General features: G+C 48.2%; 7 protein-coding genes. 3 read left to right on the forward strand and 4 right to left on the reverse strand.

Annotated features, from left to right (window positions below):
- Positions 1-217 precede the first annotated feature (217 nt).
- From QUB11_RS24230 to QUB11_RS24245, 4 genes are all read right to left on the reverse strand, one after another.
- The gene (locus QUB11_RS24230) at positions 218-1,510 is read right to left on the reverse strand and encodes a beta-ketoacyl synthase N-terminal-like domain-containing protein (protein ID WP_333200429.1); all 1,293 of its coding nucleotides are present in this window, start codon (positions 1,508-1,510) and stop codon (positions 218-220) included.
- Between the two features lie 105 nt (positions 1,511-1,615).
- Positions 1,616-2,407 (reverse strand): peptidylprolyl isomerase, encoded by a 792-nt coding sequence (locus QUB11_RS24235; RefSeq protein ID WP_333200431.1) that lies wholly within the window; start codon positions 2,405-2,407, stop codon positions 1,616-1,618.
- A gap of 316 nt (positions 2,408-2,723) precedes the next feature.
- Positions 2,724-3,290 carry a photosystem I assembly protein Ycf4 gene (locus QUB11_RS24240; RefSeq protein ID WP_333057558.1) on the reverse strand — a complete coding sequence of 189 codons (567 nt, stop codon included), beginning with the start codon at positions 3,288-3,290 and terminating at the stop codon, positions 2,724-2,726.
- 118 nt (positions 3,291-3,408) lie between these two features.
- Positions 3,409-3,840, reverse strand: a complete 432-nt coding sequence (locus QUB11_RS24245) for a zinc ribbon domain-containing protein (protein WP_333200433.1) — start codon at positions 3,838-3,840, stop codon at positions 3,409-3,411.
- Between the two features lie 123 nt (positions 3,841-3,963).
- Between QUB11_RS24245 and psbD the strand changes: the two genes are divergently transcribed.
- From psbD to QUB11_RS24260, 3 genes are all read left to right on the forward strand, one after another.
- On the forward strand, positions 3,964-5,022 hold the full coding sequence (gene psbD, locus QUB11_RS24250) for a photosystem II D2 protein (photosystem q(a) protein) (protein ID WP_333055206.1): 1,059 nt from the start codon (positions 3,964-3,966) through the stop codon (positions 5,020-5,022).
- Between the two features lie 156 nt (positions 5,023-5,178).
- Positions 5,179-6,558: a photosystem II reaction center protein CP43 gene (gene psbC / locus QUB11_RS24255; protein ID WP_333102538.1), complete on the forward strand. Its 1,380-nt coding sequence runs from the start codon at positions 5,179-5,181 to the stop codon at positions 6,556-6,558.
- Positions 6,559-7,127: 569 nt separating this feature from the next.
- The gene (locus QUB11_RS24260) at positions 7,128-10,985 is read left to right on the forward strand and encodes a GAF domain-containing protein (RefSeq protein WP_333200435.1); all 3,858 of its coding nucleotides are present in this window, start codon (positions 7,128-7,130) and stop codon (positions 10,983-10,985) included.
- Positions 10,986-11,060: the final 75 nt, after the last annotated feature.

The following is an 11,060-nucleotide window of genomic DNA, read 5'->3' on the forward strand; positions in this document are numbered from 1 at the left end:
AGGCTTTGACGCAAGGATTAGCGTCGGGATGCAGAGCCAGACTAGCATAGCAGCACCAGCAAGCTCACCAAAATTCTCAGTTAATTGACTAAAATACATAAATATTGTACTATTTTTGAGATTTAAATTAGATGTGGGGGGACTCCGGCCACCTCAGAAGATTTTAACTGTAGAGAGATCGTGTAATTTAAATGCCGATCAACCGAGTTTACAAAAATTAACGATCGCCAGATAAAACGATCGCAGCATTCTGCCCGCCAAAGCCAAAACTTAAACAAACCGCATTTCTGACAATAGCCGATCGCGCAGAGCGAACAAAATCTAATTCAAACCCCGGTTTTTTCATTCCAACACAAGGCGGCAACATCTGATATTTAATACTCATCAAACAAAAAGCCGCGCCCAAAGCTCCCGAAGCTCCCAAAGTATGACCCGTAGCCCCCTTCGTCGAACTAACAGCAACTCCTCGGTGAAATAACTTCTCAATTAACAGTGCTTCGTGTCGGTCATTTAACTCAGTTGCAGTACCGTGAGCGTGAATAAAATCTATATCAATCGCCGCCAAATTGCTGCGTTTCAAACATTGATTTACCGCCGCGATCGCACTTTCCCCCCCCAGATCCGGCGCGTTAGCATGACAAGCATCATTTGTCAAGCCAAAACCAGAAACTCGACCGTAAATTTTAGCACCACGACGCCTTGCCAACTCGGCCGATTCTAATACAAATAAAGCCCCGCCTTCACCGAGTACAAAGCCTTCCCGATTTTCATCAAAGGGATAGCACCCATTGTTTGCCAAAGCACCCATCCGGCTAAATCCAGCCAGAGTCAGCGGTGTGATAGGCGCTTCCACAGCACCTGCGATCGCCCGCTGACACTCACCCGTGCGGATTAAATCAACAGCACGGGCGATCGACTGTAGGCCCGTCGCACAAGCAGCCATCGGTGCCAATACCGGCCCCGTCGAACCAATTGCCCTCGCCGCTGCGATCGCCCCCATGTGAGGCAAAAAATTCACAAATTGAGAATTGGGAATTGGGCATTGGGCATTGGGCATTGGGCATGGGGCATTGGGCATTGGGCATTGCGAATCGGTAATTGAGAATTCTCTTTCCTCTTGCGACTTCCATCTGACTTCTTCCCTCTTCCGACTTCCATCGGACTTCTTCCTGACATCCGTTACATCCGTTACAGAATCCGTTGCCGAACTTCCTTCCCTCGCCAACTGTTCCAAATTTGCCTGGAAGCCACGGCTAGAACCGATCGCAATCCCGCAATCAGGCAAAGGCAAAGTCAAATTAGCATCTTGCAAAGCATCTGCTAAAACCTGCCGAATTAAAGTTATTAAATCAGCAGGTTTTGTGCCAACCAAAGCCAAAGGTAGCGGTTCTATTTCTAAAAAAGGTTGATGTTGTCGAATTCCCGACTTCCCGGACAACAATCTTTTCCAGCCATCATCCAGAGTACCTAAAGCCGAAACAAGACCAATTCCGGTAACAACAACATCCATAAGTAAAAGGCTTGCTTTTGGCAAAAAGTAGAAAGTAGAAGGCAGTTGTTTCTCAAATGACTACTGCCAACTGCCAACTGCCAACTGCCAACTGCCAACTGACTACTAATTAACAGCCTTAAAATTTTCCAAACCCTGAGTAACGGTAGCTTTCTCAATGCGATCGCCCGCTTCAATCTTATCAACAACATCCATGCCTTGCTTGACGTACCCAAAAACCGCATAGCTACCGTCCAAAAACGGCACATCGGTCAAAGTAAAGTAAAACTGAGAAGAAGCCGAATCAGGACTCTGCGATCGAGCCATAGCCACAGCCCCGCGACTGTGCATCAACACGGGTTTCTCCTTAACCCCAGCTTCTTCTAGCGTCGCACTGTAAGTCGGATTTGCAGCACCTTTAGCTTTAATTTCCAGAGGAATCCTGCGTTCTACAGTAGTTTTCGGGTCAATAAAACCACCAGTTCCCAGCCGCGCCGTAGGGAATTTAGGGTCTTTACCCTGGGGATCGCCACCCTGAACTACAAAAGGCTGAGGTTCCCGCACGACTCGGTGAAATACCAGCCCGTCGTAGACACCTTTCTGAACCAAATCGACAAAATTGCCCGCCGTAATTGGCGCATTTGTGCCGTCGAGTTCGATCGTAATTGGAGCCCCTTTAACAGTCATCACCACCGTTGCTTTTCCTTCCAATCGTGGCAAATTGCTAAATTGCGAACTCGCCGCTACAGATGCAGGAGAAGGAGACGGAGACGGAGACAAAGAAATACTTTCACCTGACGCCGGATTCGATGTCGGAGTCGAGTTAGCCACAGGAGAACTACCACATCCTCCGACAAACAACGCGCCAATTATTAAAAGTGAGAACAACCACCGCTGAATTTTGATTTGCATTTGCATTTGTATTTTCACTTTGAGTCAATTACGGACTTGGCAACTAAAGATTTTAATTCAATAGTCTGAACTGTTTGTAGTTCGTAGTCTGAAAACCGCGATTTTGCTTTGATAGCGAACTTGCCGCCGATCCTTGCAACCCTTATTCTACGGTTGGCCATCAAAAACTGTCGGAAGTATGGTTAATTGATAGATTCAAAAATTGGTAACGGGCTTACTCGCCGATCGATCTTTTTCACTTACCAGGTAGGTAAGGTGCGCGGCCCGGCGCACCCTACGAGACATTACCAATCTAAAATCTCAAATCGCCAATCGAAAATCCCTAAAGTCCTTCGAGGGGAACTTGCAAAAATCGAGCCAATTCGGCCGCTTGATTTTCCACTTCAGACAAAGCAATCGGCTGTCCGACTCTAGTCAAGGGAAACTGACGGCGGTCTTTGAGCTTAAGATAAATACTGCGGCGGGGATTGAGACCTTCTTTAATGTCTACCCGCACAGATTGCACCTCCGATGTCTTGCAATTAAAATCAACTTTGCGGTTTTTGCCGGGAAAACCCCAGCGAAAGATCCGAATGTTACCAGTTTGTCGATCGAACTCGTTGTAACCGCCACCGACATCCCAGAGAATAGTCAGCCACAAGTAGAGCGCCAAAAGCACGCCACAGACACCGTAGAAACCCATCGCAATGCCTTGGGGGATGAAAATGAGCTGAGTCGGGTCAGCAAAAGGCAGCAGGTTAACGTGCAAGTAGCTGGAAATGCCCGACAGCAGGAAACCAGTCCCTCCAATGCTGACCACCGTCGCCCACCAGTAATTGCTGAAGCGGCGGGAGCCCAAAACCGGGTAGCGCAGGACAGGATCGATCGAGGTCATTGTTTTTGCAGTCATAAAATTAAACAGCCTTAAAGCCAAATCTTAATTCAATTAGTCCACCGAGCGTGACGCTTCGCTGAGGCGATCGCGATCGGGCGGGTGGGGATTGTGTATCAACTCCTGCTAATTATGGTCAACTACCGCCATCAAGCGGAGTACCGCTATGATGGGGGCTTGTATCTGAACTCCACCTCAATTCCGAAAACCTCGAAAGGATTTCAGCTTTGGCTTCACCGCTCGATACATGAGGGAGTGCTGACAAGACCCCGGTACTCATCCAGGCTTGCCGGACGAGCAACGTTCTAAGTGCGATATTTCGCGCCCCAACCAGATCTGCATGAAGTTGATGCCCACAGCATTCACAGCGGAAAATCAGCCCCTTGTTCGGTCGATTAGCCTTTGAGGTATGCCCACATTTAGGGCAACTTTGCGAGGTGTAATGTGCTGGAACTTTAGTAGCTAACGAGCCAACCACCGCCACCTCGCCGCTTGGCGACGAAGGGTCAGTTGGATTGTTGCTGAGCATCGTCAACCAAGATGGCCTTCCTCTCAACCACGCTTTCATCGAGTACGCCTCTAGTGGGGGAACCCTGCTGTTCTAGTTGAAATTTATGAACTTCTAATATATAGTTATGTTAACTTTAATTAGAAACCTTGGTCTTTTAACAAGCAAAAGGATTTTACCGCAATGACAATCGCAGTCGGACGCGCCCAGACCGAAAGAGGCATCTTTGATGTCCTCGACGACTGGCTCAAACGCGATCGCTTCGTCTTCGTAGGCTGGTCTGGCATCCTGCTATTCCCCTGCGCCTACCTAGCCATCGGTGGCTGGTTAACAGGCACCACCTTCGTCACATCCTGGTACACCCACGGTTTGGCAAGCTCCTACCTCGAAGGAGCCAACTTCCTCACCGTAGCAGTCTCCACCCCAGCCAACAGCCTCGGACACTCCCTGCTGTTCCTGTGGGGCCCCGAAGCACAGTGGGACTTCACCCGCTGGTTCCAACTCGGTGGGCTGTGGACATTTGTCGCCCTCCACGGCGCCTTCGCACTGATCGGCTTTTGCCTGCGTCAGATTGAAATCGCCCGTTTAGTCGGCATCCGTCCCTACAACGCCCTAGCATTCACCGGCCCCATCGCCGTGTTTGTTTCGGTGTTCCTGCTTTACCCCTTGGGTCAATCAGGCTGGTTCTTCGCCCCCAGTTTCGGCGTCGCAGCAATTTTCCGCTTTTTGCTATTCCTGCAAGGCTTCCACAACTGGACGCTCAACCCCTTCCACATGATGGGCGTTGCAGGCATCTTGGGCGGTGCGCTGTTGTGCGCCATCCACGGTGCAACCGTAGAAAACACCTTGTTTGAAGACGGCGAAGGCTCAAACACCTTCCGCGCCTTCAACCCAACTCAGTCAGAAGAAACCTACTCGATGGTTACAGCTAACCGCTTTTGGTCGCAAATCTTCGGAATTGCCTTCTCCAACAAGCGCTGGTTGCACTTCTTCATGCTGTTCGTACCTGTCACAGGCTTGTGGATGAGCTCCATTGGCATCGTCGGTTTAGCATTAAACCTGCGCGCCTATGACTTCGTATCACAAGAATTACGCGCTGCTGAAGATCCTGAGTTTGAAACGTTCTACACTAAGAACATTCTGCTTAACGAAGGCATTCGTGCTTGGATGGCTCCGACAGACCAACCTCACGAAAACTTCATCTTCCCTGAAGAAGTTCTGCCTCGCGGTAACGCACTTTAAAAAAATCAGGATTTGGATTTCAGATTAATTTACTTTTTTTAAATTAATCTGAAATCCAAATCCCAATTCCCCGGCGCAGGCGCGGTACTCCCGTGCCCTACTAGGGAACAAAAAAACCCAAAATCCAAAATCTAAAATCGTTGGAGGTTCTACCGGGTGGTAACGCTCTCTAATTCCTACGCAAGCGGTCGCGACCAAGAATCCTCCGGGTTCGCTTGGTGGTCTGGCAACGCTCGTTTAATCAATCTCTCCGGCAAACTGCTGGGCGCCCACGTCGCTCACGCTGGCTTGATCGTGTTCTGGGCCGGTGCAATGACTTTGTTTGAAGTCGCTCACTTTATCCCAGAAAAGCCCATGTACGAACAGGGCTTAATTTTGATGCCCCACGTCGCTACTTTGGGTTGGGGTGTAGGCCCTGGCGGTGAAGTCACTGATATCTTCCCGTTCTTCGTAGTCGGCGTTCTTCACTTGATTTCATCTGCTGTTCTCGGTTTGGGCGGCATTTATCACGCCGTTCGCGGCCCGGAAGTTCTCGAAGAATACTCTTCTTTCTTCGGGTACGACTGGAAAGATAAGAACCAGATGACCAACATCATCGGCTATCACCTAATTTTGTTGGGTGGCGGTTGCTTGCTGTTGGTAGCTAAGGCCATGTTCTTCGGCGGTGTCTATGACACTTGGGCTCCGGGCGGCGGCGACGTGCGTATTATCACGAACCCCACTCTGAATCCGGCTGTGATTTTTGGCTACTTGGTGCGCTCTCCTTTTGGTGGCGAAGGCTGGATTGTCAGCGTCAACAACATGGAAGACATCATCGGCGGTCACATCTGGCTGGGCCTGATTTGTATCGCTGGCGGTGTTTGGCACATTTTGACCAAGCCTTTCGGCTGGGCTCGCCGCGCCTTAATCTGGTCTGGCGAAGCTTACCTGTCTTACAGCTTGGGCGCTTTGTCCCTGATGGGCTTCATCGCTTGCTGCTTTGTCTGGTTCAACAACACTGCTTACCCCAGCGAATTCTACGGCCCGACGGGCCCGGAAGCTTCTCAAGCGCAAGCTTTGACCTTCCTGATCCGCGACCAACGCTTGGGTGCTAACGTCGGTTCTGCACAAGGCCCCACCGGTCTGGGTAAATACCTGATGCGCTCTCCTACTGGCGAAATCATTTTCGGCGGTGAAACGATGCGTTTCTGGGATTTCCAAGGCCCTTGGTTGGAACCCTTGCGCGGTACTAACGGTTTGGACTTGAACAAAATCAAGAATGACATTCAGCCTTGGCAAGCTCGCCGCGCGGCTGAGTACATGACTCACGCTCCTTTGGGTTCTTTGAACTCTGTGGGCGGTGTGGCGACTGAAGTTAACTCGTTTAACTTCACTTCTCCTCGTTCTTGGCTGTCCTGTTTCCACTTTGTGATGGGTTTCTTCTTCTTGGTCGGCCACTTGTGGCACGCTGGTCGCGCTCGCGCGGCTGTCGCTGGCTTTGAGAAGGGTATCGATCGCGAAAATGAACCAGTGCTGGCTATGCCAGACTTAGACTAATCGATCGAATTTATTTCTGATTTGATTGTCTAGTTGAAAAAGGCTCCTGCTTAACTGCAGGAGCTTTTTTTTGACCTAATAATATCTGAAAAAGCTACGGATTGTCGATCGACCATTCTCGGAGCCCACTAGCAGCAGATACAATCGTAGAGGTAGAAACCCGATTTCTGAGTTAACCTTTTGAATTCCATGCTGTTTCTTTCTGTAAGCTCGTTCCTCCGCCAGCTTTTGCATCCAGGACTGAGATATTTCGGTGCCACCTTCATCGCTGGCGGTGAATGACTCTACAAGTCTTGAAACTTGACAATTTTAATCCGTTGGGGTATTGAGCTTGCAATGCCGGCTCTACAAAGTTTATATTTAAAGTACAAAAGTTTTAATTCCACAGAATGGAAAGTTGCACTGAAAAGTTGCAATTTTAAGGCCGATCGCTACAGGTGCAAAACTAATCGACGATCGGGCATCAGGATATTTATATTTTATTAAATGGCTGTGCTTGCCGAATTTTTTAACAGGCACAAAACTTTTGGGCCGCTTACTGTTATTGCTAGGAAAGCAAAAAATTAATAATGGACTCATTAAAGATCGAAAATGTCAAGGTGAGGTTCGATCGAGCAAATTTGCTCGAACGCATCGCCAACCGCATTCGCCACTCTCTAGAACTACCCGAAATTCTGAGCGCAACAGCAGCGGAAGTTCAATCCTTCTTGGGAACAGACAGAGTAAAAATCTACAAATTTCATAGCGACGGTAGCGGTGAAGTGATTGCCGAATCAATTAACGGCAACCGCTTGCCCTCCCTATTGGGTTTGCATTTTCCAGCAGACGATATTCCCCCTCACGCCCGCGAACTGTTCGCGCAACTACAGGTGCGATCAATCGTCGATATAGATTCCGGTCAGCTAGGCCAAAGTCCGCGTCGCGAGTCGCTTTCCGGCCAACTGCTGCCCGACGAAATACGCTTTCGTGCGGTTGACCCCTGCCACGCTGAATACTTGACTGCACTGGGCGTCAAGGCTTGCTTGGTAGTACCAATTTTTCACGGCGAAGAATTCTGGGGGTTGTTGGTATCTCACCACTCCGAGTCCCGGAGTGTGACAGAAAACGAACTCCAAGGCGTTCAGATGGTGGCAGATCAGCTCGGCGTCGCCATAGCCCAATCAACCCTCCTCGCCCAAGCGAGGGCGAAAGCTCAACGGGAAGCTGCCGTCAACCGCGTCGCCGCAGCCCTTAACTCCCCGCCGGCGATTGAACTCCAAACAGCTTTGGCAGAATCGGTAGCAGCACTAGATGCAGCCGGCGGCAGGCTGTGCATTTTCGCCACACCATTCGTTTCCGACAGCAGCAAGGTTACGAATCTAGTTCCCTATTCGGATAACTCCACTGGCGAACTGACAGTCTACACTTGCGGCTCTGGGCCGAAGATGCAAATTTCGGCAAAATACCCGCAGGTTGAGCAATACAGCGTTTGGCACGAATATTTTAAATCCGGCGAGCAACAGGTTTGGGCAATTCCCGACTTGTACCAAATTAGCAGTTTGAGAAGCCTGCAACCTGCATTTCGATCGACCAAAATTCGCAGCATTTTAATCGTACCGCTCAGAACCCGCCAGCAAATATTCGGTTACTTGACCATTTTTCGAGAAGAATTTGACACCGAAACTCTCTGGGCTAGACAGTTTGATAGCGACGCGCGGCTCGCCCAATCTCGGATATCTTTTGAAGCGTGGAAAGAGTCAAAAACTGCCCAAATTCGCGAATGGAATGCTGAAGAAATTGAATTGCTCCACATTTTTGGCACGCACTTTTCTAATGCTATTAACCACTACCAACTCGATCGACAAATAGAGGAACTTAACACCAATTTAGAAAATCAAGTTCAAAAGCGCACTGCTCAACTACAGCAGTTGACCCAACAGCAGCGAGTGCTGTTTGAAGTGGTGGCAAAAATGCGGCAATCCCTCGACTTAAACAAGATTTTTAGCACGATGTCCCAGGAAGTGCGGCGGGCTTTAAATGCCGATAGAGTGGCGGTTTACCGCTTTGATTCCGCATCAGAATTTAACGACGGCGAATTCGTTGCCGAAGATGTTTTGCCAGATTTTCGGTCAGCAATGGCAGTCAAAGTACACGATCGCTGCTTTGGAGAAAACTACGCCAATCTTTACTCTCAGGGGCGAGTTCACGCCATGTCTGACATCAGACAAGCCGGACTGCAAGATTGCTTTCAGAAAGTCTTGGAGCAATTTCAGGTCAAAGCTACTTTAGTTGCACCGATTATGAAAGGCAACGACCTTTGGGGGTTGCTTTGCGTACACCAATGTTCGGCTCCCCGCAACTGGGAATCTTCCGAAATTAAGTTTGCTACCCAAATTTCCGCTCAGCTAAGCATCGCTTTAGAACAAGCAGATTTGCTCGCTCAAACTCAGCAGCAAGCAGTTGAGTTGCAGCGGGTAGCAGAGCAGGAGCGAATACTGTTTGAGGTAGTTGCTAAGATTCGACAATCTCTCGATTTAGATACAATTTTTCGTACTACAACTACAGAAGTGCGGCGGACATTAAAGGCCGATAGAGTTGGCATTTATCGCTTTGATCCTAGTTTAAACTTTAATGAAGGCGAATTTATTACCGAAGATGTTTTACCTGGTTTTTCTTCGGCAATGGATGTAAAAGTTCGCGATCATTTCTTTAGCGAAAAGTATGCCAAAAAATATAGTCAGGGACAGATTCAAGTGCTACAAGATGTCGAAAATGCAGGACTTTCAGACTGCCATGTTGCTCTTTTAGCTCAATTTCAAATTAGAGCTCAGGTGATTATGCCGCTGATGAATGGCAGTGAACTTTGGGGTTTGCTGTGCGTGCACCAGTGCAGCGGTTCGCGCCATTGGAACACTTCGGAAATTCAGTTTGCTACGCAAGTGGGAATTCAGTTGAGTGTAGGATTAGAACAAGCAGATTTGTTGGCTAAAACGCGGCAGCAATCAGTTGATTTGCAGTGGGCAGCAGAGCAACAGCGGATACTGTTTGAAGTGGTGGCTAAGATTCGAGAATCTCTCGATATCGACGCAATTTTTAAGACGGCTACTCAAGAAGTTTGTCAGTTTATGCAAGTCGATAGAATAGCCGTTTATCGCTTCAATCCTGATTTGAGCGGTCAATATATTGCCGAATTTGTAAAAAATGGCTGGAGGAAATTGGTAGGGGAAGGTATCAATACGGCTTGGCAAGATACTTATTTGCAGTCAAACCAAGGCGGCAAGTATCTGAATAATGAAACTATAGCCGTTGACGATATCTATCAAGCTTGTCACTCCGAGTGTCACGTCGGTATTTTAGAGCAATTTCAGGTGAAGGCTTATGCGATCGCGCCGATTTTTGTAGGACAAGAACTTTGGGGTTTATTGACAGCATATCAACATTCTGGGCCCCGCTGTTGGGAAAGTTCAGAAGTTAACTTTTTAGCTCAGATTGCCAATCAGTTAGGCGTAGCTATCCAACAAGCCGATTTGCTGGCTCAAACCAGACGCCAAGCAGAACAAATCGCTCAAAGTTTAAAGGATTTGCAGCACACTCAAGCTCAATTGATTCAAACTGAAAAAATGTCGGGTTTGGGGCAACTGGTAGCCGGGATTGCTCACGAAATTAACAATCCGGTTAATTTTATTTACGGCAATCTCAATCACGCTAGTGAATATACTGCTAGCTTACTGAGTTTGCTAGAACTTTACCAGCAGCAATATCCCGCTTATAGTCCTGAAATAGACAAATTGAGTGAAGATATTGACTTGGAATTTCTGCTAGAAGATTTGCCAAAATTGCTATCCTCAATGAAGGTAGGAGCCGATCGCATCCGTCAAATAGTTCTGTCTTTAAGGAATTTCTCTCGTCTTGACGAAAGTCAAATGAAGGCGGTTGATATTCACGAGGGCATTGACAGCACGCTGTTAATTTTACAGCACAGGCTGAAATCTAATGCGGACGGTGCAAACATTGTGCTAGTGAAAGAATACGGCATTTTGCCTCGAGTTGAGTGTTATGCTGGACAGTTGAATCAGGTGTTTATGAATGTAATCGGGAATGCGATCGATGCTTTGGAATCGCACAAGTTGCTCGCTGGTCAATCTGTAGCTCCTCAAATTAAAATCTCTACTGCTGTCGGTCAACTTAATGGTACTATTCCTAGCGCGCTGATTCGGATTTCTGATAACGGTACGGGAATTTCGGAATCTATGAGACAACGCATATTTGACCCTTTTTTCACGACTAAGGCAGTGGGAAAAGGTACTGGATTAGGACTGTCAATTAGTTACCAAATTGTGGTAGAGAAACACGGCGGTGTTTTACAATGCAATTCGGAATTGGGGAAAGGTACTGAGTTTGCGATCGAGATTCCGCTTCGACAGCAGTCATTAGTCATTAGTCATTAGGATCGCGAATTAAATAACTTACAATTTTAATTGTTATTGTGGGATGGGCGTCCCGCCCGTCCAAAAAGGACGGGC

This window comes from Microcoleus sp. B6-A1 (assembly GCF_036705085.1).
In the GTDB taxonomy this organism is placed as follows: domain Bacteria; phylum Cyanobacteriota; class Cyanobacteriia; order Cyanobacteriales; family Microcoleaceae; genus Microcoleus.

Coding starts and splice junctions, on each gene's coding strand:
- QUB11_RS24230 (WP_333200429.1), bottom strand. CDS start 1,510: ATGGATGTTGTTGTTACCGGAATTGGTCTTGTTTCGGCTTTAGGTACT.
- QUB11_RS24235 (WP_333200431.1), bottom strand. CDS start 2,407: ATGCAAATGCAAATCAAAATTCAGCGGTGGTTGTTCTCACTTTTAATA.
- QUB11_RS24240 (WP_333057558.1), bottom strand. CDS start 3,290: ATGACTGCAAAAACAATGACCTCGATCGATCCTGTCCTGCGCTACCCG.
- QUB11_RS24245 (WP_333200433.1), bottom strand. CDS start 3,840: ATGAAAGCGTGGTTGAGAGGAAGGCCATCTTGGTTGACGATGCTCAGC.
- psbD (WP_333055206.1), top strand. CDS start 3,964: ATGACAATCGCAGTCGGACGCGCCCAGACCGAAAGAGGCATCTTTGAT.
- QUB11_RS24260 (WP_333200435.1), top strand. CDS start 7,128: ATGGACTCATTAAAGATCGAAAATGTCAAGGTGAGGTTCGATCGAGCA.